Consider the following 26,567-nt stretch of genomic DNA (forward strand, 5'->3'; position numbering starts at 1 on the left):
TGCTACAAATCCAGGAAAGAAACCTCATTCCCTTTCCTATATAAGGGACAAGATTTTTGTCCCTCCTACACTGATCATTAACCAGCAAATAGCGGGATAAAAACGTAACAATATACTGTATGTAGGACAAATGCGGAAAGCATGGGGAAAATGTCTATATTTTGTAAAAAAAACAAAACGCTTTATAATAAGAATGTCGGATTACACCTTTTATATAAGAAGTCTATATTTAAGAAAGATTAGAGGAATTTTATAGAAATGAAGAAGCCTATCATTCAATTATTATTAATATTTACAATTGTATCTATCGTTCTTTTCCTTTTAAATACATCGGTTACTTCGCTATATACATTTGTGGGTGTCCTATGGTCTATTACAATCGTAGGAATTTCATTCGTTATTTTTATCGAAAATAGATCCCCGCAAAGCACCCTAGCGTGGTTTTTAGTATTAGCACTTCTTCCTGTTGTCGGTGTGCTTTTATACTCTATTTTTGGGCGTAGCCGTTGGAGAAGAAAAAAACATCTCCACCGCTCAGAAGAACAAAGAAAATTATTCCGTGAAATATTAGAAGGAAGACGACTAGAATTGTCACTCACAGTTCCTTTACATGAACGTTCCGTACATTTAACAGAAGTCGTACAAAAGTTTGGAGGCGGTCCTGCCGCAGATAGAACGACCACAAAGCTTTTAACAAACGGAGATCAAACATTTTCAGAAATTCTGCAAGCTATTGAGCATGCAAAACACCATATACATATTCAATACTATATTTATAAATCTGATGAAATTGGTACAAAAGTTCGGGATGCTTTAATAAAGAAGGCAAAAGACGGTGTTATTGTACGCTTCCTTTATGATGGACTCGGAAGTAACACGTTAAGAAGACGCTTTTTACAGCCTATGAAAGAAGCTGGAATTGAAATTATAGAATTTGACCCTATTTTTTCAGCTTGGTTACTTGAAACGGTCAATTATCGTAACCATCGAAAAATCGTTATTGTAGATGGAGAAATTGGTTTTACCGGGGGACTCAACGTCGGTGATGAGTATCTTGGCCGCTCAAAAAAATTCCCCGTTTGGCGAGACAGTCATTTAAAAATAGAAGGAAAAGCATTATATAAATTACAAGCAATCTTTCTAGAAGATTGGCTCTATGCGTCTAGTGGATTGAATACTTATTCTTGGGATCAATTTATGAATAGACAATACTTCCCAGGAAAAGAAATTCTGGATGCAGCAGGTGCGGTGCAAATTGTAGCAAGTGGACCAAGCTCAGATGATAAAAGTATTCGTAATACATTACTAGCTGTTATGGGATCTGCTAAAAAATCTATTTGGATCGCTACACCATACTTTATTCCAGATCAAGAAACTTTAACATTATTACGCTTAAGTGCAATTTCCGGCATAGATGTACGCATTTTATATCCAGGTAAAAGTGATAGTATTATTAGTGATCAAGCATCTCAATCCTATTTCACTCCACTTTTAAAAGCTGGTGCTTCCATTTACAGTTATAAAGATGGTTTTATGCATGCGAAAATTGTACTCGTTGATGATAAAATAGCGACAATTGGAACAGCAAATATGGATGTACGTAGCTTTGAATTAAATTATGAAATTATTAGTGTACTTTATGAATCCGAAACCGTTCATGATATTAAACATGATTTTGAAGAAGACTTTAAGCATTCCACTGAAATTAAATGGAACTCGTTCCAAAAAAGAAGTATCAAAAAACGAATATTAGAGTCTTTCATGCGACTCATTTCTCCTTTACTATAAGCAATCAATATAATATTGATTGCTTTTTCTTTTACATTTTCTCTCTTTCCTTTTCTTTGCATACCATATTAAAACAAGTTATCATAAGATGTATTACTTTATGAAAATAATGTTAGGTGGGAAATACATGTTAGAACAATTTCATATACATGCTGATTTAAAACAGCAACTTTCTACAATTCACGAAAAAAATAAACAAGAAGCTGGCGAAAATGCACATTTAATTGGAAAGAAAATATATAAAGCATCTGATAACAGCATTATTGAAGATGCCATTACAGCACTTTTACTTGGTAAAAACATTCTACTAAAAGGACCAACTGGTAGTGGTAAAACGGTACTGGCGGAAACTCTTTCTTCTTTATTCCAAAAACCAATGCATAGCATTAACTGTTCTGTCGATTTAGATGTGGAAGGTATTTTAGGATACAACACATTACAAACGAAAGACGGAGCATCTGAAGTTACGTTCGTTAACGGTCCTCTTATGAAAGCAATGAAGAACGGTCATTTCCTATATATTGATGAAATCAATATGGCAAAACCTGAAACGTTACCACTTCTTCACGGTGCACTAGATTACCGTAAAATGATTACAAACCCATTTACACAAGAAGTTGTATACGGTGATGACGAATATCGCGTAATTGCTGCGATTAACGAAGGTTATGTTGGGACAAGTGAACTAAACGAAGCATTAAAAAACCGTTTCGTTATTATTGAAGTTCCTTACATTCAGGGTGATACATTAAAAGAACTATTACTATCTGAATCAAAATTAAATGATATTGCAACAATTGAAAAGTTCGTTGCATTCGCAAGCGATCTTATGCCTTTAGCTCGTGACGGGCGCGTAAGTGAAGAAGCGGCTAGTATTCGTGGCATTATCGATGCATGTGATTTAGGTGTATATATTCCTGTTATGCGTGCAATTGAACGTAGTATTATCGCAAAATTAAACGATGAAACAGAACAAATGACTGTCCGTGAATTAGCAGAAAGTTATTTCTTTGAGGGATAATTCATGAGACAAATTTTTAGTGACAAAAAAATTGATGCGTCGCTGTTTCTACAAATGGAAAACTTAATGTATGCTCTTCTAAAAGAAGACGATGCCTATCTTGAGTATGGCTATAAAGCATACTACGACGAAATTGAAAAAAAGGTTGTCATTAGTCACTTTTGGGATGATCGAAAAGAAGAGGATACAGTAATCGGATTAAAAAGCGAAGTGTTTTTGAAAGCACTTGGTAATAAACATTACTCGGACATGACTTTAATTCGTTCTTATGCGATTGAATTACAAGAATCGCCTCTAAAAAAGTTTTTAACACAATTATTTGTTCTATTAGAAGATTTACGTGTTGAGGAAATCGTAAAAAACTTACGCCCTGGCACAAAGCATGTTTTCAGACGCCGAAAAGAAATGTATCGCAATTACTTCGGCTCACAAAATGAAATCAATCGTGTTCGTAACTATCACGGTGATCGTCTATTTTGTCTCTGCTATCTTTCATTAACGAGCGATAAATATGAAATGTTTAATAATGAATATTTCGAACAAATTGAATCAATTTTGCATGAAACATTCCAAGCACGTAATACAGAAGATATTATGTATATCGTTGAGAAAATTCGCTATCGCTTAGAAGGACTTCTTGAAAGTGATATGCTTAATAATTATTTCGGACATGCTCCGCTTTATTTATCTGTCATTGCAGACGAAAAGAACTGCCGCGTTGAAGATTTAGCAAATGACGATACGCAGCTCATAGATGACGATGACAATAAAAACAAAATGGATGAAAGCTTCTCCACATGGCATCGTGAAAATAAAAATAACGAAAACGAGAACTTTTTACGCTTTGAATTAGAAAGCGGAACAAAAACAAACATGATGGGCGATACTGCTCGTGAATCAGAAGATGGCGACCAAGCACTTGGTTCTGTACAAGGTACTTCTCAAAAGAGTACACAATCCAACTTTGATGGCGCTGATACAGAAGAAGCAAGAGCTTCACACGCTTCTAGCCAAAACGAGGGTGCATACGGTAAGTATAATGTAGGTGCTTCTCATACATTTAAAGAAGCTCGCAAAGCAAATGCTGATGAGAAAAAAGATTACCAAGCTATCAAATCAGTCGTTAATAAAGATGTAAAAGAATTAAAGAAAATTATCGAGAAAACGATTGAAAATAAAACGAATGCAAATAGTGATAAATATTACGGAAGACTTCGCAAGAAATTCCTTCGTATTTATACTGAAAAGCAGCCACGCATGTTTTATAAAAAAGGGCAAGAATCACAAGAGCTCGACGTTGCATTCCAATTACTAGTGGACTGCTCTGGTTCTATGTATAACAAAATGGAAGAAACGAAGAAAAGTGTTGTCCTATTCCATGAAGCATTGAAATCTTTAAAAATCCCGCACGCTATTAGCGGCTTTTGGGAAGATGCTTCTAGTGCTAAACCTGAAGATAAACCGAACGTTATCCATGAAGTTGTAACGTATAAAAACTCAACGTTGCCAAACGTTGGTCCCGAAATTATGCAGCTTCGCGAAGAAGAAGATAACCGCGACGGATATATTATTCGTATCGTTTCTGAAAAGCTTGCGAAAAGACCAGAAAAGCATAAATTCTTACTTGTCTTTACAGACGGTGAACCTTCTGCGCTAGACTATCAACAAGACGGTATTTTAGATACGCATGAAGCTGTCAAACTTGCTCGTAAAAGTGGTATGGAAGTAATCGGAATCTTCATCGAAGAAGGCGAAGCGAAAGAAGCAACTTATCAATTAATGAAAAACATTTATAACCACCACTTCTTAGTTGCAAATCACGCTGAAGATTTACGTTTGAAGATTAAACCATTATTGAAGAAACTATTACTGAAGACGATTGAATAGAAAAAAGGAGCCTTTTGGCTCCTTTTTTTCGTTCAATTACTTTGTTTCTGGTTGAAACTTGTATGGAATGGCTACTTCTAATAATGCCTCGAATCCTCCATCGTAGAATGGGAATCGTTCATTTGCGATCGTTCGATCCACCCACTCTATTGCAAAAATTTCTCCTTCATCTTCCGCAATCAGTTCACCTTTTACTACATTTGCTCGGAATGTAAAAAGTATCGCATGATTCCCTGATTCTTCAAAGAATTTTTCATTAATCGCAACAAGTCCACCTGCCACGGCAGTTAAACCTGTCTCTTCTTTTACTTCCCTTACTAGAGCTTCCTCTAACGTTTCACCCTTTTCAACAGCTCCGCCTGGCAATGACCAAACGTTTTGTTCTGCATTATGTACCATTAATACTTTATCCGTTTCTTCATCATGTATTAGTGCATATACGACGTCAACTCTTTGCATGTTGCTTTTCTCCTTCAATTAACTCATCCATAGTAAATAAAGAATGTAGCTGTAAGCCATCTTCTAATAAGTTTTCTCTTCCCGCTTTCGTTCGTTCAATGACGCCTAGAACATGATGGACTTTCGCACCCAGTTCTCTTAAGTCTTTCGTGCTTAATAATATTTGACCGCCTGTCGTAATAACATCTTCAACAACACAAACATTTTTCCCAGTAATATCAACGCCTTCTGCTAACTTACATGTACCGTACTTCTTCGCTTCTTTTCTTACAAATACAACTGGTATACCTGTTTGTAAAGATAATGCCGTTGCTACTGGAAGTCCTCCCATCTCTAAACCTGCGAGTACTTCCGTTTCAGGAGGAATGAGCTCTTTCAATTGTTTAGCAATTTCTAATAATAGTACTGGATTAGATTCAAATAAGTACTTATCAAAGTATTGATTTGATACTTGTCCTGATCGAAGCTTAAATGTTCCCGTTAAACGCGATGTATTATAAATTTCCTTTGCTAATTCCCATTTCTCCATTGTATCTCTCCCCTTCATGCACAAATTAACTCATTCTATCACGCTTTTAATTATTTGTATATTCTTAAAAATACAAATAAAAGAGCCAATTCCTAAGAATCGGCTCTTCCTATTAATTCATTACTAACTCAGATGCAAGCTTTTTTTTTAACTTAGCCAACATGTCCGTTGTCATTTTGTCTAAATCATATTCTGCTTTAAAGCCCCACTCTTTCATTGCTGCTGTCGCATCAATAGAGTTTGGCCAGCTATCAGCGATTGTTTGACGAGCTGGATCTACTGCGTAATCCATTGTAAAGTTCGGAATGTGCTTACGAATTGATGCTGCAATTTGCTCTGGTTCAAAGCTCATTGCTGTAATGTTAAATGCATTTCTATGCACTAGCTTACTTGGATCAGCTTCCATTAATGAAATGATCGCTTGTAGAGCATCAGGCATATACATCATATCCATATACGTTCCTTCTGCAATGTATGAGGTGTATGTACCTTTTTTAATCGCCTCATAATAAATTTCAACTGCATAGTCAGTTGTTCCGCCTCCTGGAGGAGCTACGTAAGAAATTAAGCCTGGGAAACGTACACCACGCGTATCAACGCCAAACTTTTGATGATAATAATCACATAGTAATTCTCCTGCTACTTTGTTTACCCCATACATCGTAGTAGGACGCTGAATTGTATCTTGTGGCGTATTATCTTTTGGCGTTGATGGACCGAATGCACCGATAGAACTTGGCGTGAAGAACTTACAGTTTAATTCACGAGCTGCTTCTAATGCATTTACAAGTCCGCCCATATTTAAATTCCAAGCAAATAACGGATTTTTTTCTGCCGTTGCTGAAAGTAAAGCTGCTAAATGAATAATTGTATCTACTTCATTACGCTTTGCAATATCATGTAGTTTTTGTCCATCTGTTACATCTAACGTTTCAAATGGACCAGATGTTACTACTTCACTATCTGTTTCACGAATATCTGTTGCAATAACATTTGATGCACCGTATACATCACGAAGTTTCATTACTAGTTCAGAACCAATTTGCCCTAAAGAACCGGTTACTAGAATTTTTTTCATTTTCCCCACTCCTCATTTGCAAGCTATTCAAAAGATGTCGTTACTTAAATGATGCCCATTTCTTTCCCTACTTTTTCATACTTACGAATTGCTTCATCTAACATTTCTTTCGTATGAGCTGCTGTAGGCATATTACGAACGCGTCCTGTTCCTTTTGCTACAGTTGGGAACACGATAGATTTTGCATATACGCCTTCTTCATTTAGACGTTTACTAAATTCTTGTGTTAATACTTCGTCACCAATAATACAAGGTGTAATTGGCGTTTCACTTTCTCCGATGTTAAAGCCAAGTTCTTTTAACCCTTGTTTTAAATAGCGACCATTTTCCCATAAACGATCGTGCAACTCTGTGCTTTCCATTAAGATTTCAATTGATCTCATGCAAGCTGCTGCATCAGCTGGTGTTAATGCTGTAGAGAATAAGAATGGACGTGAACGAACTTTTAACCAGTCAATTAAGTTTTGTTTCCCTGCTACATATCCACCAATTACCCCAATTGCTTTTGATAATGTACCAATTTGGAAATCAACTTTATCAGACAGACCGAAGTGCTTTACAGTTCCTGCACCTTTACCAAGTACACCTGAACCGTGTGCATCATCTACGTATGTCATTAAATCTAATTCTTCTGCAATCTCAACAATTTCTGGTAGTTTTGCAACATCTCCATCCATTGAGAAGACACCGTCTGTAATTACCATTAATTTATTGTAAAGACCTGATTCTTTCGCCGCGATTGCTTTTTGGCGTAAATCTTCCATATCAGAATGTTTATAAACGATGATTTTTGCTCTTGATAGACGACTACCATCAATAATAGAAGCATGGTTTAATTCGTCTGAAAGAATCGCATCATTTTTATCCATAACGGCTGAAATCGCTGCCATATTACAGTTAAATCCTGATTGGTAAGCAATTGCTGCTTCTGTATGTTTAAACTTTGCAATTGTTTCTTCTAATTTAATATGCAAATCTAAAGTACCGTTAATTGTACGAACAGCCCCTGCTCCAACGCCGTACTTATGAATAGCACCAATTGCTGCTTCTTGCAAACGGCTATCTGTTGCTAATCCAAGATAGTTGTTTGAAGATAAGTTAATATATTCTTTTCCGCCAATTGTAATGATCGGTCCATTTGAACTCTCAAGCGGATCAATTACGTTATAAAGCCCCTTTGATTTTAAATCCTCTAAATTTTCTTCTAAAAATTTCGCAAGTGTTTTACTAGACATTGTGAAGCCTCCCATCGTTCATGTAAGCGAATTATTGTCTTAATAGTTCTAATAATCCCTCTACTAGCTTAACACGTTTTCAGAATTTATTATAGAAAAATAGTTTAAAGTAACCGCTTACAATTCTAGATTATATATGATTCATTAAAAGAAATCTATCATTTACTTTTCATATTTGATAGAATAAAAAAAATATTTAAGGGGGCTTCAATCATGGCATTTACTGAATCTGATGTATATAATAACGAAGCATTTTTTAAACAATATATGAAACGAAGATACCGAGAAAATAGCCCAAATGAGTCACTTGAAAAACCAGCCTTCTTTCAACTCATTGGTGATGTGCAAGGAAAACAAATCCTTGATTTAGGCTGCGGCGACGCTAAATTCGGTGAGGAGTTATTAGAAAAAGGCGGCCACTCTTACACTGGTATTGAAGGCTCCGAACTTATGTATGAAAAAGCTAAAAAACAACTAGAAAATAAAAATGGCACCGTCCATTTTTTAAACCTCAAAGACTACACATACCCTCCTGCTACTTTTGATTTAGTAACATCTAGACTCGCCTTACATTATATTGAACATCTTCCTATCATTTTTCAAAATGTATACGAAACTTTAAAAACAAATGGAACCTTTACTTTTAGCGTTCAACATCCTATTATTACCTCTTCATTTGAAAGCTTACAAACGAGCGGGAAAAGAACAAGCTGGCTCGTCGATGATTATTTTAAAATGGGAAAACGCGTTGAGCCTTGGATTGAGCAAGAAGTTATTAAATACCATCGTACAACGGAAGAGTATTTTACATTGTTACAACAAGCCGGATTTACGATTACAAACTTAAAAGAAGCTACACCAAATCGAAACTGTTTTCAGGATGAAGAAGAATATGAACGACGTTTACGTATTCCCCTTTTTCTATTATTTTCTTGCCAAAAATAAAAAAGACGATGAATCCTCATCGTCTTTTTTCGTTATTTCATCGCCTGAACAGCCTCTTTAAGTACACGTCTTCCTCTTCCATGCGGGATACAGAGCGGTGTCCCAAATAACGGATCAGCGCTTATTTGACACTCCATACGGAATACATCCCGAACTAACTTCTGGTCAATAACTTCTTCTGGTTTACCTTGCGCATATATTTGTTTATCTTGAATAGCTACGATGTTGTCTGCATAACGACATGCTAAATTTAAATCGTGCAATACCATAACAATCGTTCTTTGTTCTGTTTCATTTAATTCGAATAATAAATCTAGCACTTCAATTTGGTGAGTCATATCTAAATATGTAGTAGGCTCATCCAGTAAAATAATATCTGTATCTTGTGCAAGCGTCATTGCAATCCAAGCACGTTGACGTTGTCCACCTGAAAGCGCATGCACATCACGCTCAGCAAATTCTGTCATACCTGTTGCTGCAAGGGCTTTTTGTACCATTTCCTCATCTTTTTCTGACCATTGTTTCAGCCATGTTTGATATGGATAACGTCCTTGTTTTACAAGTTGCAATACTGTAAGCCCTTCTGGTGCTTGCGGTCCTTGCGGTAAAATTGCCATTTGACGAGCAATTTGCTTCGTTTGCATACTTTGAATGGCTTGATTATCTAACAAAATGTCACCAGTTGTTGGTTTTAATAATCTAGCTAGTGAACGTAATAAAGTTGATTTCCCGCAACCGTTAGAACCGATAAAGATTGTAATTTCGCCTTTTGGAATTTCTAAATTCAACTCATCAATAATAATTGTTTCACCGTAAGACAACGTCAAACGTTTCGTCTCCAATGTTTTTTGCATATTCATCTCCCTTTATGAATTCCGACTTTTATAAAGTAAATAAATAAAATAAGGTGCACCAATTGCTGATGTAAATACCCCTGCTGGAATTTCGAGTGGCGCGAAAACTGTACGCCCAATTAAATCTGCAGCAAGTACTAAAATTGCACCGACAATAGCCGCAACTGGGAGTAATGCACCATATAAAGAACCAACTAGTCTTCGTGAAATATGAGGTGCCATTAAACCGACAAATCCAATTCCTCCAGCAAAGGCAACCGCACCGCCAATTAAAGCTGTACTAAGTAATAACATGAATACACGTGACTTCGTTAAAGGAACACCAAGTCCTACCGCAATATCATCCCCTAGCTCTTGCGCATTTAAATGTCTAGCCGCTATAAATGATATTACCGTTAAAATAAGAACCCACGGCGCAAGTATCATAACGTTTTGCCACGAAGACCCGTAAACAGTGCCTGTAATCCATACATTTGCTTGACTCGCTTGATAAATTGGTGCTAACAACATAAATAAAGTTGTTGCCGCTTTCGTTAACGCCCAAAATCCAACACCAATTAAAACAAGACTAATCGGTGATAACCCGTCATTTCTCCATGCAAATAAATATACAAATAACGCTACAATCGTTGCACCAGCAAAAGCTGCAAGTGGCATATAATGAATGCTTACAGTTAGCGCGTTATTTTTATCACTAAATATAGCTAAAAATAATACAACTGCAACACTTGCACCACCTGTAATCCCGATAATATCAGGAGAAGCCAGTGGATTTCGAACGAGACCTTGTAAAATACATCCTGCTACAGCAAGTGCGATTCCTACAAGGATAGCAATCAAAATACGCGGCATACGAAACTTATTTACAACCATATTTGACATCGCATCGCCATTTCCAGTAATCGCTTGCCATACATCATAAGGAGCGATTTTCATGTCTCCCATACCTGCACTCGCAAAAAATAATCCTATTAAAACAACTAGTAAACTGAATAAGACGAGACAAGCTCGTTTATACATTAAAAACGAGAGCCCGCCTTTTCCTATACGAAACGGAATATACTTCTTCATTTGCTAAGCCCTCTCTTACGTGCAATATAAATAAAGAATGGGGCCCCGATAAATGCTGTCATAACCCCTACTGGTACTTCTTGTGGCATAATGACATATCTAGCTGCTATATCAGCTAAGAGTAATAGTATTGCACCTAACAAGCCGCTATACGGTACTCTCCACCTGTGATCTACTCCAACAAGGAATCTGGAAAAATACGGAGTAACAATACCAATAAATCCAATTGGACCAGCGACCGCAACTGAACCACCAGACAGTAGTACAATAATAAGTAGTACGAATGATTTCATTAAAATTGTCCGTTGTCCAAGTCCTTTTGCAACGTCTTCCCCCATCATTAATGTATTTACTTTCCCTGCCATCATGAGAGATGCAATCCAGCCTATTAATAAATACGGGAATACAGATTGTAAAATCTCTAACTTTCTTCCTTGCACAGATCCGGCAAGCCAAAATAACACTTCTTCAAATGCTTTTTCATTTAAAACAAGTAACCCTTGTGTTAATGATGAAAACAACGCGCTTATCGCGACACCTGCTAGCGTTAACTTAAGAGGCGTTGTCCCTTCTTTTCCTAAAGAGCTAGAGGCAAATACAAGTACTGCTGCAACTGCCGCTCCTAAAAAGGAAATCCATGTGAAAGCTGATAATGATGTCACGGAAAAGAGTACAATTGCTACAACTATAAAGAACGCAGCGCCTGAATTTAATCCAATAAAATCTGGTGAAGCAAGCGGATTCTTTGTTAAAGTTTGCATTAAACAACCCGCTATGGCTAAACTAGCTGCAATTAACGCCCTTGGTAGACGCACATTTTGAATAATAATATGCTCATTTGAACCATTAAAATGGAAAAAAGCATCTAAAGCTAATTTCCAACTCGTATTTGTATATCCGAAAATAATACTTCCCCAAATACAAATAACGACTGCAATGATTCCAACAAATAATCCAATCCATTTTGCTTGATTTGTTTTTAATAACATGCAGCGTTTCCCCTTCAATGTATAATGATACGTTGTAAGTGTATTTCAACTCAATTCTCATTGTCAACGATAATGAGAATTATTTTCATTGACAATTGGACCACGAAGTATTAATATCATGCTTGCTATTGAAAAATATTCTCAACATGTAGGGGGTACATAATGAATTTCATGCAAAAGAAATCGTTCACAGTATTTGTATTTCTACTAGCTTTTTCACTTCTTTTAAGCGCTTGTGGAAAATCAAATAACAAAGAAGAGTCTACAAAAGAAGATAATAAAAAAGAAATGATTACGGTTGAACATGCAATGGGTAAAACAGAAGTTCCAGCAAACCCAAAACGTGTAGTTATTTTAACAAATGAAGGAACTGAAGCCTTACTTGAGTTAGGTGTAAAACCAGTTGGGGCTGTAAAGTCTTGGACTGGAGATCCATGGTATCCACATATTAAGGATGAAATGAAAGATGTAAAAGTTGTTGGTGATGAAGGACAAGTTAACGTTGAAACGATTGCTTCTTTAAAACCAGACTTAATTATCGGCAATAAAATGCGTCACGAAAAAGTGTATGAGCAACTAAAAGCAATCGCACCTACTGTTTTCTCAGAAACATTACGCGGTGAATGGAAAGATAACTTCAAATTTTATGCGAAAGCATTAAATAAAGAAAAAGAAGGTCAAAAGGTTTTAGCTGATTACGAATCACGTATGAAAGATTTAAAAGGCAAACTAGGCGATAAAGTAAATCAAGAAATTTCTATGGTACGCTTTATGCCTGGTGATGTTCGTATTTATCATGGTGATACATTCTCTGGTGTTATTTTAAAAGAACTTGGATTTAAACGTCCTGGAGATCAAAATAAAGATGATTTTGCAGAGCGTAACGTATCTAAAGAGCGTATTTCTGCAATGGATGGTGATGTATTATTCTACTTCACATTCGATAAAGGAAACGAGAAAAAAGGCTCTGAACTAGAAAAGGAATATATAAACGATCCTCTATTTAAAAACTTAAATGCAGTAAAAAATGGAAAAGCATACAAAGTTGACGATGTTATTTGGAATACAGCAGGCGGTGTAATGGCTGCTAACCTACTACTAGATGATATCGAAAAACGCTTTGTTAAATAATATTTCCCTAACCAGCTCCCTTTCTATGGAGCTGGTTTTTTCATTTCACTGAAGTGTCACATTATTTCATTTTGTATTTTTATTCCCAATATGTTATATTATAAAAGTAAATACAGTGTATTTTCTCTATATCGGAATAGATATTCTAATCTAAATTTTCTGATTAATCACTATTTTACTTTCTTTTAGAATTCAATTACTACATTTGAAAACGCTTATTATCTCGTTTTCAGGGAAAAATACAATAACGGTTGAAGAAAAATAGAACTTTTTTAGAAATTTTCTTTCTATTTCCATATAATTCTATTGACTTCTAAATATTTTGTGAATTAAAATAATTACATAAATATCCGTTATACAGGATTAGGGGGAAACAAACATGGATGCAGCTTTAAAATTAGACAAAGCTGGAGAGCAACAATCACCAAAAAAACATCCACCAGGATTATATTTGTTGTTCTTTACAGAGGCATGGGAAAGATTTAGTTATTACGGAATGCGTGGCTTATTAGTTCTTTATTTAACAACGAGCTTAGTAAGTGGCGGTTTAGGATTTGATAAAGCAGTTGCTGTGCAAATTTACGGTCTTTTCACAATGTTTGTATATTTCACACCGATTATTGGTGGTTGGCTAACTGACCATTTCATTACGAAACGACATGCCATTACCATCGGCGGTATCATTATGGCACTTGGTAACTTTGTACTATTTTCAATGAACACTAAAACTGGACTTTTCTTAGGCTTAGGATTATTAGTTATTGGTAACGGATTCTTCAAACCAAATATTTCGACTTTATTAGGTCAATTATATAGCGAAAACGATTCTCGTCGTGATAGTGCCTTCACTATCTTCTACATGGGAATTAACTTAGGAGCTTTTATCGCTCCATTCATTTGCGGTTATTTCACAGATTATAAATACGGATTCTTAACAGCTTGTATCGGTATGATCATTGGTCAGATTGCATTTAATACATTAGCACCTCGTTACTTAGGATCTATCGGAACAACTGTTGTCGGAAAAAAATCTAAAGAAAACAATGCAAAAGTAATTGAGAAAAAACCTTTAACAGCACAAGAGAAAAAACGTACAGCTGCAATTTTAATTTTAACTTGTTTCGTTGTATTCTTCTGGGCAGGATTTGAACAAGCTGGTAGTTCTTTAACACTTTATACAGATAAATTCGTAGATCGTACAATTGGTGGATTTACAATTCCAACACCTTGGTTCCAATCTGTAAACCCATTGTTCATTATCTTATTAGCATTACCTGTTTCTGCATTATGGATTAAACTTTCAAAAACAAAAAATGGTGATTTAAAAATCCCAACAAAAATGGCATTAGGTATGATTTTACTAGGAGTTGGATATTTAATTCTAACTTTAGCTGTTTTAAAAACTGGTAGCGATGAAGGTAACATTACAATGAAAGCAAACTTACTGTTCATTGTGTTCACTTACATGTTCCATACAATTGGTGAATTATTCTTATCACCAATCGGATTATCTATGGTAAGTGCAATCGCTCCTCTTAAATTAGCTTCTTTATTAATGGGTGTATGGTTAGCTGGTACTGGCTGTGCAAACTTATTAGCTGGACAGTTAGCTGCTTTCACTCAATCTTTAGGATATTTAGAAGTATTCGCGAGCATCGGTGTTATCGTAATCGTGCTAGGATTAGTACTTCTTATGTTCTCTAAGAAAATTGCACACATGATGGAATAGCAAATAAAAAAGACGCTTCTAAAATTAGAAGCGTCTTTTCTATTACCTCTCTTCTAAAGCCGTCACATCCACGTGAACGCTCTCTCCTGGATTGGATACGTCATACACTTGAGCACTCCCCTTCTGCTCATCACAGCTCTCAATCCATACGGGGACTCCCTCATATGTAACATCAATTCTACTTGAAGAAGATAATATCTGTTTCACACGTTTTACATCCATTATATTATTCCTCCTTTAGCTTACAACACTCCTTTCTATCTTTTCATATCCCTTCAGAATATATTCCATCAATTTAGCACTTCAATAGTTTGTTTCTTTCTGACGCACTACTATATACGCTCTCAATTCTTCCTATTAGTACATCCTTTCCAAATAAAAAAAGACGTATATTTCACACGTCTTCTTTCCATAATATTCAAAAATTAAGAAAATAATGTTTTTACTACTTCACTTACTTTATCGTTATGAACTTGATAGTACACTTCTAACCCGCGTCTCTCAAAGCGTACTACTTTATTTTGCTTTAGTTTCGTTAAATGCTGTGAAACAGTTGATTGTGGAATTTCTAATACCTCTTGTAATTGTGTTACATTACATGTTCCACGCTGCATTAGTTCCATTACTAAACGTAGACGCAATGGATGAGCTAATGCTCTTAACATCTGTACGTCTTCTTCTGAAATACGACAGTCAAATTGGTTTTGGTTCATAAAGTTCCCCTCATTTTCATTTTTTATTTTCTTTTTATTTATTTATATATCTGTTCTTATATTTCCTGTTACGACATAACTTTATCAACCCATAATGCTGAGAAAATTTTCCGACTTTTATCAGCACACAGTTCAAGAAAAAATCTCTCCTGATTTTGAATATTATACTATATGATACAATAAAAAAGCAAAATAAAGGGCCAGCGATACTTTGCTTACAAACGTTGTTTTATCAGGCTTTTTGTTATATTTTCACCTTACTGAAATGTACAGTAATGATATTGTAAAATATAGTCTATAATTGATAACCTATCGTAAAGTAATTTGACCATATTTAACCTCTTTGTTACGATAAAAAAGGAAATTTAAGTAAGGAGGAGGATGTAGTATTAAAAAATGGTTTATTATTGCGTTACTTAGCATTGCGGTTGGCTGGACTATTACCAATCACTTCCTATTAGACAAACAAGAAGATATAGCTTCAAAATCAAACACCCCCATTGGAACTGAAGTTGGCAATGTTGCCCTCGATTTCCTCCTGGAAACAACCACTGGTCAAGAAGTTCGTCTTACAGACTATAAAGGAAAAAAAGTAATATTGAATTTTTGGGCAAGCTGGTGTGGTCCATGCAAAATAGAAATGCCTGATATGGAAAAGTTTTATCATGATACTAAAGATATGGGAATTGAAATTGTTGCTGTAAATGCGACAGCTACTGAAAAAGACCCGAACAATGTAAAACAATTTCTTGAAGAAAACAAATATACCTTCCCCGTCCTACTAGATCAGAAAGGACAGGCAAGTGCCGCATATCAAATTATCAGTATTCCAACATCTTTTGTCATCGATTCAAACGGTGTCATTCAATATAAGCATGTAGGACCAATGACATATGAAAAAATGAAAGAATATGTAAATAATTTATAAAAGCGTAATCAAATTAATTTGATTACGCTTTTTGTCTACTTTATGAACAAAAAGTTACTTTTAATACTATTATGGAATAATTATACTTTTTTACGTTGACAATAGTGGTGAAGGAGAATATACTAAGCATGTAAGTTGATTGTGAATAGTTTCACAAATAATGTGAATTTCTTCACATAAAATAGATAGGAGTTGTCATTATTATGAGTACTTGGACACAAATTTATGACCCATTAAACAATATTTGGTTATCTGCACTAATCGCAGCACTTCCAATTTTCTGCTTCATCATTTGTTTAATGGGACTCAAAATGAAAAGTTACATCGCTGGTCTTTACAGTGTGATTGTCGCTATTATTCTTGCTATATTCGTTTATAAAATGCCAGCAACAGTAGCTGTAGCATCTGCCGGATTCGGTATTCTATCAGGATTTTATCCAATTTGTACTATCGTTATCGCAGCAATTTTCCTTTACAAATTAACTGTTAAAACAGAGCAATTCAACATAATTCGTGATAGTATTTCAAGCATTACAAATGATCAACGTTTACAAGTGTTATTAATCGCTTATTCTTTCGGTGCTTTCTTAGAAGGCGCAGCTGGTCTAGGTGTTCCAGTTGCTATTACAGCTGCACTACTTGTAGGTATGGGCTTTAATCCATTAAAAGCAGCAGGTATTTGTTTAGTAGCAAATATCGCTGGTGGTGCTATGGGTGCTATGGGTATTCCAGTTACAGTACCTGCACAATTAACTCAATTAGATGCATTAACTATAGGTCGTCAAACTGTTCTTATTTTACCTTTCATTAGCATTATTTTACCTTTCTTACTTGTTTCAATGGTCGATGGAATTAAAGGTATTAAAGAAACTTGGCAAGGTATTCTTGTAAGTGGTTTTTCTTTCGCAATTACTCAGTTCCTTGTAACTTACTTCTTAGGTGCAGAACTTACTAATATTTTCGCAGCCGTTGTAAGTATGATCTCTCTTGCATTATTCTTACGTGTTTGGCAGCCAAAATCTTCTGCTAAAGAAGATAAACAAGAAGAAAAAGAATCTCATACATTCAATCAAATTTTATATGCTTGGTCTCCATTCGTATTCTTAACTGCATTCGTAACAATCTTTAATTTAAAACCAATTAAAGCTTTATTTGCTCCGGATGGCGCGTTAGCAAACTTAGTATTTAACATTCAGTTCCCTGGTCTTCATAATATGGTTATGAAAACTACACCAATTACAAAAGCCGATACACCTTTCGCAGCTATTTTCAAATTCGATGTATTCTCTTCTACAACTACTGCGATTGTATTAGCAATTATCGTTTCACTTATCGTTTACCGCGTAAAAGGTAAAATGATTAAAGAACTGATGGTTGAAACAATTAAAGAACTAAAGGCTCCAGTATATACAATTTGTAGCGTTATCGCTTTAGCTTACGTAGAGAACTACTCTGGTATGTCATCTACACTTGGACTTGCATTCTCTTCTACTGGTAATGCATTCCCAGTTCTTTCTCCAATCTTAGGATGGATTGGCGTATTCATTACAGGATCAGTAGTATCAAGTGGCTCATTATTCGCACCACTTCAAGCAGTAACTGCAGACCAATTAAACATCGTTCCTTCTACACTCGTTGCATTAAACGTAGTAGGTGGTACAATGGCGAAAATGGTTTCACCACAATCAGTAGCAGTTGCTTGTGCGGCAGTTGGACTAGTTGGTCAAGAATCTGCCTTATTTAAAACAGCAATGAAATACAGTTTAATCTTCTTAGCCGTTATTAGCTTACTTCAATTAAACGCTGTATTTAATATCTTCTAAAAAAAAGAACCGATCCAAATGGATCGGTTCTTTTTACATTACATTTTTTTATTCTTTAATAAAGAAGCACCAGCAATTTCAGGATGCGTCATTTCATATGGATCCAAAATAATATCAAGCTCTTCTGCTGTAAGTACACCATGCTCTAAACATAGCTCCCTAACAGATTTCCCTGTTTCAATCGCTTCGCGTGCAATGCGAGATGCTACTTCATAACCAATATGAGGGTTCACCGCTGTAATAATTCCAACACTTTTCTCAACATATTGCTTCAGCAATTCTTCATTTGCTGTAATTCCTTTAATACAGTATTCACGGAATACACGGAATCCATTATTCATAATACTGATGGATTGAATTAAATTAAATACGAGTACTGGCTCCATTACATTTAACTCCAATTGCCCAGCTTCTGACGCTAAGCAAATTGTATGGTCATTTCCGATTACTTGGAAAGCAACTTGGTTAATTACTTCTGCCATAACTGGATTTACTTTACCTGGCATAATGGATGAACCTGGTTGACGAGCTGGTAATTGAATTTCTGCTAACCCAACACGTGGACCAGACGCCATAATACGAAGGTCATTTGCAATTTTAGACATATTCATCATACATACTTTTAGCGCTGCAGATACTTCTGTATATGCATCTGTGTTTTGCGTCGCATCAACTAAGTGCTCTGCACCAACAAGAGGGAAACCACTAAAAGTTCGTAAATGCTTCACAACTTGTTCTATATAAGTAGGGTTTGCATTTAATCCTGTACCGACAGCTGTCGCACCCATATTAACTTCGTATAGATGTTGACGAGACTGTTTAATTCTTTTTATATCACGCTCTAGCACTCTGCTATATGCTTCAAATTCTTGTCCAAGGCGAATTGGAACTGCATCTTGCAAATGTGTACGCCCCATTTTAATAACGTGATCAAACTCTTTTGCTTTATCATGAAAAGCAGAGTGAAGTTCTTCCATTGTAACAAGAAGTTCTTCTAGCATCATAAGAGTTGCAATATGAATCCCAGTTGGGAACGCATCATTTGTTGATTGCGCCATATTCACGTGAGTGTTTGGGCTAACTTTCGCATACTCACCTTTTTCGTACCCCATACGTTCTAACGCTCTATTAGCAATTACTTCATTAGTATTCATATTAATTGAAGTCCCTGCCCCGCCCTGAATTGGGTCTACGATAAATTGATCATGGAACTTTCCATCCATAATCTCTTGTGCAGCTTCTACAATTTCTTGTCCGATATCTTTAGCCAAGTAACCTGTATCTATATTCGCAAGCGCTGCCGCTTTTTTTACAATTGCCATTGCCGTAATGAGTGACGGATGAATGCGATATCCTGTAATCGGAAAGTTTTCTACGGCACGTAATGTTTGTACACCATAATAAGCTACACTCGGTACTTCCTTTTCACCTAAAAAATCTTTTTCTATACGTATATCCTTCGTTGCTATCATTTTTCATCACCTATACTTTTCATTCTAAATCCTTATCCAAAGAATTCGCCCTATAAAATACGAGTATCATTAAAAAGAATTCTTCAGTATCCACCTTCACTATAAAGCACCTTTTTTGAAAGCGCAAACATTTATTTTTCTATATATCCTTTTTATTAAAGTTTATATAATAAAAAATTCATTCTTCTACTTTCTTTATTTCAACTCGCTTAATTTGATGCATATCCTTTTCAAGAACTTTAAAAGAAAAGCCGTGTTTCTCAATAATGTCCCCCTCAGCAACGATTTGATTTTGTACCATAAACCACCCACCAATTGTATCAACATCAGCAGCGACCAAATGTATGCCAAATAAATCATTTACTTCGCTAATAAGCACTTTTCCCTCTACAATTTTACACACTTCACTTATATGCTCTATTGGTGGATGTTCATCTTCATCGTATTCATCTCGGATTTCTCCAACAATTTCTTCTAAAATATCTTCTAATGTAACGATCCCTGCTGTGCCACCATATTCATCATATAATACAGCTAATGGAATGCGCTTTCTTTGCATTTGCAATAGTAAATCATGGATTGGGATATTTTCTAATACTTCAATAACTGGACGTGTATATGGTGTAATCGAACACTCTTCATCTCGATTACCATCCATATAACGAATAAATAAGTCCTTTACATTAACCATCCCAATAATTTCATCTTTATCTTCGCCAAATACTGGATATCTCGTATATTTTTCTTGTGCAATTACTTTAATATGTGTCTCAAACGGCTCATCTTCATATAAACCAACAACTTCAGTACGAGGTACCATGATTTCCTTTGCTACCCTATTATCAAATTCAAAGATGTTATTTACATATTTAAATTCAGCTTGATTAATCTCGCCACTCTCATAACTCTCAGACAAGATTAATCTTAGTTCCTCCTCAGAATGTGCAACTTCATGTTCAGAAGCGGGATGTAAGCCAAATAAGCCTGTCACAAATCGTGCAGAGCCATTTAAAGCCCAAATAAATGGATACATAACTCGGTAAAAATAAATAAGGGGCTTTGATAATAATAAGCTAACTTGCTCTGCTTTTTGGATTGCAAAAGTCTTTGGAGCGAGTTCACCAATTACAACATGTAAAAACGTAATAACTGCAAATGCAATAATAAATGAAACTGTACTTGCAATTGCAGGAGATAAATCTAATTTTAAAAACAGTGGTTCGAGTAAATGCTTAATCGTCGGCTCTCCTAACCACCCGAGTCCTAAAGCAGTAATCGTAATTCCTAACTGACATGCCGATAAATACTCATCTAAATTTGAAGTTACCTTTTTGGCTGCCAATGCGCCTCGTCTTTTTTCACTAACGAGTTGATCAATACGACTGCTACGCACCTTTATAATTGCAAACTCTACAGCTACAAAAAAACCTGTTAGTGCAATCAGAACAGCTACCATCAATAATTTTAAAATATCCACATATGTTCTTTAGCTTTTCTTAGCTAAAGTTACACCTCCTTTAAAAAAGAAGTTTCACTTTAGTTTCTTCATTTACTTGAAAGCAACCCTATATAAAATTCACCAATTTTCAGTCCTCATACAATTCTAATGGCAAACCATCAGGATCTTGAAAAAAGACGAATTTTTTTCCCGTTATCTCGTCAACACGTATCGATTCCGTCTCAACATCACATCGGTTTAAATGTTTAACAGCTTCTTCTATATCAGTAACGGCAAAAGCTAAATGTCTAAGCCCAGCAGCCTCTGGAAAGCTTTGGCGGTTTGGCGGACTTGGAAATGAAAATAATTCAATTTGATACTCTTCTCCTACACATAAATCTAACTTATAAGAATTTCGTTCCTTTCTGTATACTTCATTTATCACTTTGAAACCTAATATTCGTGTATAAAAATCCTTTGACACTTCATAATTTGAACTAATAATTGCAACGTGATGTACTCTACATATATTCATGATTCCTCTATTCCTCTCTTTACCAAACATGCATATTCTCCTTTTAAATGAAAAACATATATAGCAGAATATCTCTTTTAGGGGGCCTATTATGAAATTTATCACTTTTTTCGTTGGACTTATCGTTGTTTTTTTCCTTGCCTACATTGCTAGCAACAATAAAAAACATATTAAATTTAAACCAATTTTTATCATGCTTATTATACAGTTAATTTTAACTTATTTATTATTAAATACAGCAATTGGCCTCGTACTTATTACGATAATTTCCAATCTGTTTACGAGGCTACTTGAGTATGCTGCCAGTGGAATAAATTTTGTATTTGGGGGTCTTGCAAATAAAGGAGAAATGCCATTTTTCCTTAACGTATTATTACCGATTGTTTTCATCTCAGTCTTAATTGGTATATTACAACATTTCAAAATACTACCATTCTTTATTCATTGGATTGGTTTCTTTCTTAGTAAAATAAACGGTCTTGGTAAATTAGAATCTTACAACGCCATCGCTTCCGCTATTGTCGGCCAATCAGAAGTTTTTATTACGGTAAAAAAACAATTAGCCCAAATTCCAAAACATCGACTTTATACACTTTGCGCCTCTGCTATGTCAACAGTATCTATGTCCATTGTCGGTGCCTATATGACAATGATCGAACCAAAATATGTAGTAACCGCACTCGTTCTCAATTTATTTAGCGGTTTTATTATCGTACTCATTATTAACCCTTACGACGTTAACGATGATGAAGACATTTTGGAAATCAAAGGGGAAAAACAAAGTTTCTTTGAAATGCTTGGAGAATACATTCTTGATGGTTTTCGCGTAGCAATTGTCGTCGGTGCTATGCTCATTGGATTCGTCGCATTAATTAGTTGTATTAATGACCTATTCCTCATTATATTTGGAGTTACTTTCCAGCAAATAATAGGCTATGTATTCGCCCCTATTGCATTTCTTATCGGCGTACCAAGTTCTGAAATTGTCACAGCTGGTAGCATTATGGCAACGAAGCTTGTAACAAATGAATTTGTAGCAATGATGGATCTTAGTAAAATTTCCAGCACTCTCTCTATCCGTACAGTTGGTATTATTTCTGTCTTCCTCGTTTCTTTTGCTAACTTTTCTTCCATTGGAATTATTTCTGGTGCGGTAAAAGGGTTAAACGAAGAGCAAGGAAATGTCGTTGCCCGCTTCGGTCTAAAATTGCTATACGGCGCTACTCTTGTTAGTATTTTATCTGCGATTATTGTAAGTATTATGTTGTAATTAGGTAAAATTTTATCATTTTCTTATCCCTATCTTTTGTATACAATAACGAATAGATGTCTTATAAATAATCAAGACATCTATTTTTTATACATGTACAATCGCTTTTATTTAGCGTAAAATATTTTTTATGTGTTTTAAATACACCTAGATGTATACACTTGGATAGTTTTAAAGGAGAAAAAATGATGAAATCCGACACAAACAACAATATGCGAGCCAAAAAAGGACGCTCAAAGAAAACACGCCTACTTTGGTTCCTTCTTATTCCATTACTAATTGTAGCACTTGGAGCAGGAGGTTACTCCTTCCATATATACAGTAAAGCAAAATCCGTCTTAAGCAACGCCTATTCTGAACTCGGCCGAGGAGATAAATCCAGCAAACGTGAAAAAGCTGTTAAACCTATGACTGACAATATTTCTGTTCTTATCATGGGTGTTGATGAAAGTGATATTAGGGAAAAAGATTACGGAAAAGCAACCCGTACAGATGCTTTATTACTTGCAACAATTAATAAAAATGATAAATCCGTTAAACTTGTCAGCATTCCACGTGATTCACGCGTCTACATTAAATCACGTGATAAATACGATAAAATTACACATGCGCACGTATTCGGTGGTGTAGACAGCACGATTGATACAGTAGAGAACTTTTTAGACGTTCCAGTTGACTACTATGTAAAATTCAACTTTAAATCCTTTATCAAAATCGTTGATTCCCTTGGTGGTATTACTGTCGATGTTCCGGTTGAGTTTACAGAACAAAATAGTAAAGACGAAGCAAATGCAATTCATCTTAAAAAAGGACGTCAACATTTAAACGGAGAAGAGGCACTTGCACTAGCTAGAACTCGTCATATCGATAGCGATTATATGCGCGGTCAACGACAACAACTTGTTTTAGAAGCTATTGCCGAAAAAGCACTATCTCTTAATTCTATTAATAAAATCGGTGGTCTACTAGATGCTGTCGATAATGATTTAAAAACAAATTTAACTTTTGATGATATGATGACAATTGCAAAAAATTCAATGGATTCAAGTTTAAAAATGGACAAATTTCAAGTGGAAGGTACAGATAAATATATAGATGGTATTTATTATTACGTTCCAAACGAAAAAAGCGTCAATAATATATCGACAACACTTCAAGAACATCTCGGTGTTACGAATAAAAATGAGCATAAAAAATTATAATAAAAAGGCTGCTAGATTTTTCTAGACAGCCTTTTTATTATAATTTTCAACAAATTTTTATGCATATTGTGACAAAAAGAGACAATTATTACAACAGTGTAACATTTTTTATAAAAATATTACACACACAATGAAAATAATAGTATACTAGGACTTACATACTGTTATTTTCATCATTTTTATACAAAAAATGTAATACATATATTTATACACAAATTTCTGGGGGGAAATAAATGAAGCTAAGTAAAATACTGATCGGTTCTGCAATTGCAGGGGGCATATTACTTTGTGTAGGCGGTATTGGTGGATATCAATATGTATCCAAATTAAATAATCAATTAAATAACACCGCATTACCAAATACTACGTTTGAAGGTATTTCTCTTGATGGAAAAAATAAAGCAGATATTCAAGCAATTATTAATCAAAAAATAAATGAATTAGATCAAAAATCCCTTACCTACATATTCCAAGATGATAAACAAACTTACATATGGAAAGATTTAGGTATAAATTATAAAGAGAAAGATATTGTAAACAAAATCTTTAAAGAACAAGAAGGAAACGTAATGAGTCGTTACAAAATGCGGAAGCAAGCTGAAAACGATGAATTAAAACGTGACTATAAATTGACACCACAATTAAATACAACAGCTTATGAAACCTTTATAAAAGATAAATATAATGAAACATTAAAAAATCCTGTTAATGCAGAATTAAGTGTTGAAGGCTCTACTGTAAATGTTAGTCAAAGTCAAAACGGAGAAAAAATTGATAAAGGCAAACTAAGCAATTTAACAAACGAAGCTATTACTACTGGTAAATCAGATGTTACATTACCTGTTACATTAATAAAACCAGAACGTTCTACAGAAGATATACAGAAAATGGGGATTAAAGAAGTAATTGCTGAGTACTCTACTCCAATGGCTGGCCGTAATGGTAATCAATCCTTTAACGTAAACAAATCAGCTAATACTTTAAGTGGAGTTATTGTAGCACCTGATGAAACGTTTAGTTTTAATGGCCGTGTTGGTGTAACTGATGCTGCACATGGTTATAAATCTGCAGCAGTATATTCACAAGGCAAAGTTATACAAAGTGCAGGCGGAGGCGTTTGCCAAGTCAGTAGTACTTTATATAGCGCAGCTTTAAGAGCAGATTTAGGAATTGTTTCTCGAAGTAATCATTCTATGCCCGTAAATTATTTACCACTTGGGCAAGATGCAGCAGTGGCAGATTATGGTCCGGACTTACAATTTAAAAACAATACAGGTAATCATATTTATATTCAAGCATTTTCAAATGGAGGTAGTATTACTACACGCATTTTCGGTACAAATACTGGTAAAAATGTTGAAGTTTCTTCTCAAGTAATTAGTAGAACTGATGATAAAATAACAGCGGTTACGTATAAAAAAGTAACACAAAATGGTGAAGTACTATCAAATGGACAAATTTCAAAAAGCGTATATAAAAGTGCCCCAAAACAATGAGATACTATCAAACGGACAAATTTCAAAAAGCATAAAGAAAAAGGCGTGATCTACTCACGCCTTTTTCTTTTGCAGTAATAGTAAAAAAGTTTCAAGATGATCCTTCGTTTCTTCTAAAGACCATATACGATTCCCTTGCTTCGCAGCTAATACGCACGCTTCTTCCCACGCGTTCTTTTTCTTCATATATATTAATTCATCGCGTAATTTCAAAACAATTTCTTCATCTTCTTGCTCTATAAACTCTTCCATCACGCTTACTATTTCATCCTCATGAATACTTAACGTACAGTATGATTTAAGAAAGTATTGTAATGTCGTATGCATATGTACTCCCCCTTCTTATTTGTCAGATGGATAAGAAGTAATAATCTTATATCCTAAATCTCCTGACTTATCTCTCGCTAAAACAGTAACGGTTTTTACTAACTTGTCTTTTACATTCATATTTTTCTTTATTACCGTTTTCCCAACCGGGAATGAATGAGTTGTATTTAATACGAGACGAGTCTCTTTAGAATTTTTTAACCAATCTTGAATTTCTTTATCATGTTGCTTCAAACTATCTTTCACAGCTTTCGTCGCTGTTTCTTTATCATAGTATGTACTTGCCGCTGATACTTTATCTGTCTTCAAACGATTCTTCAAATCCTCTTCTGATTTGCCTACATGCCTTTCAATCGTATGACCATTTTTAGGTGGACCTTCCATTTCATCTAAAATATTATCACTAATTTTTTCTACTGACGTACCTTGATTCCCTGTTTGTTTCTCTGTTTTTTGTTCTTTTCCTGCACATCCACTTAAGATCAGCATTAGTGCCAATAAACTACTCAAGAAAAGACTGCTTATCCGTTTCATCATATCACCTCTTCCATGATTATTATCGTAACTTCATTAAAAGTCAATTTCACAACGAAAAAACACATACATTTTTTAAATCCTTCAGCTATTTTGCTATATTTACCACTCTA

Annotated in this window: 25 protein-coding genes; 11 read left to right on the forward strand and 14 right to left on the reverse strand. The window is 35.0% G+C overall.

Annotation, left to right across the window (positions count from 1 at the left end; translation table 11 throughout):
- The first annotated feature begins 258 nt into the window (after positions 1-258).
- From ACP6L7_RS24865 to ACP6L7_RS24875, 3 genes are all read left to right on the forward strand, one after another.
- Positions 259-1,788: a cardiolipin synthase gene (locus ACP6L7_RS24865; protein ID WP_430529461.1), complete on the forward strand. Its 1,530-nt coding sequence runs from the start codon at positions 259-261 to the stop codon at positions 1,786-1,788.
- A gap of 127 nt (positions 1,789-1,915) precedes the next feature.
- The gene (locus tag ACP6L7_RS24870) at positions 1,916-2,809 is read left to right on the forward strand and encodes an ATP-binding protein (RefSeq protein WP_071743789.1); all 894 of its coding nucleotides are present in this window, start codon (positions 1,916-1,918) and stop codon (positions 2,807-2,809) included.
- A gap of 3 nt (positions 2,810-2,812) precedes the next feature.
- Positions 2,813-4,696, forward strand: a complete 1,884-nt coding sequence (locus ACP6L7_RS24875; protein WP_097832840.1) for a vWA domain-containing protein — start codon at positions 2,813-2,815, stop codon at positions 4,694-4,696.
- A gap of 36 nt (positions 4,697-4,732) precedes the next feature.
- Here the strand turns inward: ACP6L7_RS24875 and ACP6L7_RS24880 are convergent, their stop codons facing one another.
- The 4 genes from ACP6L7_RS24880 to ACP6L7_RS24895 form a co-directional block, all read right to left on the reverse strand.
- On the reverse strand, positions 4,733-5,155 hold the full coding sequence (locus tag ACP6L7_RS24880) for an NUDIX hydrolase (RefSeq protein WP_097832839.1): 423 nt from the start codon (positions 5,153-5,155) through the stop codon (positions 4,733-4,735).
- Positions 5,142-5,684 (reverse strand): orotate phosphoribosyltransferase, encoded by a 543-nt coding sequence (gene pyrE / locus ACP6L7_RS24885; RefSeq protein ID WP_141533279.1) that lies wholly within the window; start codon positions 5,682-5,684, stop codon positions 5,142-5,144. Before pyrE ends, ACP6L7_RS24880 begins: the two co-directional genes overlap by 14 nt.
- A 112-nt stretch (positions 5,685-5,796) precedes the next feature.
- Complete coding sequence (locus tag ACP6L7_RS24890) at positions 5,797-6,762, reverse strand: L-threonine 3-dehydrogenase (protein WP_071772176.1); 966 nt, start codon at positions 6,760-6,762, stop codon at positions 5,797-5,799.
- A gap of 44 nt (positions 6,763-6,806) precedes the next feature.
- Positions 6,807-7,997: a glycine C-acetyltransferase gene (locus tag ACP6L7_RS24895; RefSeq protein ID WP_000095914.1), complete on the reverse strand. Its 1,191-nt coding sequence runs from the start codon at positions 7,995-7,997 to the stop codon at positions 6,807-6,809.
- 213 nt (positions 7,998-8,210) lie between these two features.
- Between ACP6L7_RS24895 and ACP6L7_RS24900 the strand changes: the two genes are divergently transcribed.
- A complete protein-coding gene (locus ACP6L7_RS24900; protein WP_097832837.1) occupies positions 8,211-8,942 on the forward strand; it encodes a class I SAM-dependent DNA methyltransferase in 732 nt (243 codons plus the stop codon).
- A 32-nt stretch (positions 8,943-8,974) separates the two neighbouring features.
- On the opposite strand, the gene ACP6L7_RS24905 is transcribed toward ACP6L7_RS24900, so the two are convergent.
- The 3 genes from ACP6L7_RS24905 to ACP6L7_RS24915 are packed head-to-tail and all read right to left on the reverse strand — an operon-like array spanning position 8,975 to position 11,856.
- The gene (locus ACP6L7_RS24905) at positions 8,975-9,796 is read right to left on the reverse strand and encodes an ABC transporter ATP-binding protein (protein WP_430529462.1); all 822 of its coding nucleotides are present in this window, start codon (positions 9,794-9,796) and stop codon (positions 8,975-8,977) included.
- A gap of 12 nt (positions 9,797-9,808) precedes the next feature.
- Positions 9,809-10,867, reverse strand: a complete 1,059-nt coding sequence (locus ACP6L7_RS24910) for a FecCD family ABC transporter permease (protein ID WP_097832835.1) — start codon at positions 10,865-10,867, stop codon at positions 9,809-9,811.
- A complete protein-coding gene (locus ACP6L7_RS24915; protein ID WP_430529463.1) occupies positions 10,864-11,856 on the reverse strand; it encodes a FecCD family ABC transporter permease in 993 nt (330 codons plus the stop codon). The genes ACP6L7_RS24910 and ACP6L7_RS24915 overlap by 4 nt, the downstream gene beginning before the upstream one ends.
- Before the next feature lie 162 nt (positions 11,857-12,018).
- On the opposite strand from ACP6L7_RS24915, the gene ACP6L7_RS24920 reads away from it, so the two are divergent.
- Positions 12,019-12,987 carry an ABC transporter substrate-binding protein gene (locus tag ACP6L7_RS24920; RefSeq protein ID WP_097832833.1) on the forward strand — a complete coding sequence of 323 codons (969 nt, stop codon included), beginning with the start codon at positions 12,019-12,021 and terminating at the stop codon, positions 12,985-12,987.
- A gap of 379 nt (positions 12,988-13,366) precedes the next feature.
- Positions 13,367-14,716: a peptide MFS transporter gene (locus tag ACP6L7_RS24925; protein WP_097832832.1), complete on the forward strand. Its 1,350-nt coding sequence runs from the start codon at positions 13,367-13,369 to the stop codon at positions 14,714-14,716.
- A gap of 42 nt (positions 14,717-14,758) precedes the next feature.
- On the opposite strand, the gene ACP6L7_RS24930 is transcribed toward ACP6L7_RS24925, so the two are convergent.
- Both ACP6L7_RS24930 and ACP6L7_RS24935 read right to left on the reverse strand, forming a co-directional pair.
- On the reverse strand, positions 14,759-14,938 hold the full coding sequence (locus ACP6L7_RS24930; protein WP_002169177.1) for an acid-soluble spore protein H: 180 nt from the start codon (positions 14,936-14,938) through the stop codon (positions 14,759-14,761).
- 203 nt (positions 14,939-15,141) lie between these two features.
- Positions 15,142-15,429 carry an ArsR/SmtB family transcription factor gene (locus ACP6L7_RS24935; RefSeq protein ID WP_001075218.1) on the reverse strand — a complete coding sequence of 96 codons (288 nt, stop codon included), beginning with the start codon at positions 15,427-15,429 and terminating at the stop codon, positions 15,142-15,144.
- A 538-nt stretch (positions 15,430-15,967) separates the two neighbouring features.
- On the opposite strand from ACP6L7_RS24935, the gene ACP6L7_RS24940 reads away from it, so the two are divergent.
- Both ACP6L7_RS24940 and ACP6L7_RS24945 read left to right on the forward strand, forming a co-directional pair.
- Entirely contained in the window at positions 15,968-16,357 is a 390-nt protein-coding gene (locus ACP6L7_RS24940) for a TlpA disulfide reductase family protein (RefSeq protein WP_206763994.1), read from the forward strand.
- Positions 16,358-16,560: 203 nt separating this feature from the next.
- Positions 16,561-18,180, forward strand: a complete 1,620-nt coding sequence (locus ACP6L7_RS24945; RefSeq protein WP_097832831.1) for an L-lactate permease — start codon at positions 16,561-16,563, stop codon at positions 18,178-18,180.
- A 38-nt stretch (positions 18,181-18,218) separates the two neighbouring features.
- Here the strand turns inward: ACP6L7_RS24945 and aspA are convergent, their stop codons facing one another.
- The 3 genes from aspA to gloA2 form a co-directional block, all read right to left on the reverse strand.
- Positions 18,219-19,652: an aspartate ammonia-lyase gene (gene aspA / locus ACP6L7_RS24950; protein ID WP_097832830.1), complete on the reverse strand. Its 1,434-nt coding sequence runs from the start codon at positions 19,650-19,652 to the stop codon at positions 18,219-18,221.
- A gap of 178 nt (positions 19,653-19,830) precedes the next feature.
- Positions 19,831-21,129 (reverse strand): hemolysin family protein, encoded by a 1,299-nt coding sequence (locus ACP6L7_RS24955; protein WP_097832829.1) that lies wholly within the window; start codon positions 21,127-21,129, stop codon positions 19,831-19,833.
- 109 nt (positions 21,130-21,238) lie between these two features.
- Positions 21,239-21,625 (reverse strand): SMU1112c/YaeR family gloxylase I-like metalloprotein, encoded by a 387-nt coding sequence (gloA2, locus tag ACP6L7_RS24960; RefSeq protein WP_097832916.1) that lies wholly within the window; start codon positions 21,623-21,625, stop codon positions 21,239-21,241.
- 91 nt (positions 21,626-21,716) lie between these two features.
- On the opposite strand from gloA2, the gene ACP6L7_RS24965 reads away from it, so the two are divergent.
- The 3 genes from ACP6L7_RS24965 (at position 21,717) to ACP6L7_RS24975 (ending at position 25,593) form a co-directional block, all read left to right on the forward strand.
- Entirely contained in the window at positions 21,717-22,895 is a 1,179-nt protein-coding gene (locus tag ACP6L7_RS24965) for a NupC/NupG family nucleoside CNT transporter (protein WP_097832828.1), read from the forward strand.
- A 185-nt stretch (positions 22,896-23,080) separates the two neighbouring features.
- The gene (locus tag ACP6L7_RS24970) at positions 23,081-24,097 is read left to right on the forward strand and encodes an LCP family protein (protein ID WP_141533278.1); all 1,017 of its coding nucleotides are present in this window, start codon (positions 23,081-23,083) and stop codon (positions 24,095-24,097) included.
- A gap of 233 nt (positions 24,098-24,330) precedes the next feature.
- On the forward strand, positions 24,331-25,593 hold the full coding sequence (locus tag ACP6L7_RS24975; RefSeq protein ID WP_097832826.1) for a VanW family protein: 1,263 nt from the start codon (positions 24,331-24,333) through the stop codon (positions 25,591-25,593).
- 54 nt (positions 25,594-25,647) lie between these two features.
- On the opposite strand, the gene ACP6L7_RS24980 is transcribed toward ACP6L7_RS24975, so the two are convergent.
- Together ACP6L7_RS24980 and ACP6L7_RS24985 are read right to left on the reverse strand one after the other, a co-directional pair.
- Positions 25,648-25,920: a hypothetical protein gene (locus tag ACP6L7_RS24980; protein WP_097832825.1), complete on the reverse strand. Its 273-nt coding sequence runs from the start codon at positions 25,918-25,920 to the stop codon at positions 25,648-25,650.
- 15 nt (positions 25,921-25,935) lie between these two features.
- Positions 25,936-26,454, reverse strand: coding sequence for an RNase A-like domain-containing lipoprotein (locus tag ACP6L7_RS24985; protein ID WP_141533277.1), 519 nt, complete (start codon positions 26,452-26,454; stop codon positions 25,936-25,938).
- Positions 26,455-26,567 lie beyond the last annotated feature (113 nt).

Origin of the sequence: Bacillus silvicola (assembly GCF_050524305.1) — a bacterium.
GTDB lineage: Bacteria > Bacillota > Bacilli > Bacillales > Bacillaceae_G > Bacillus_A > Bacillus_A cereus_AT.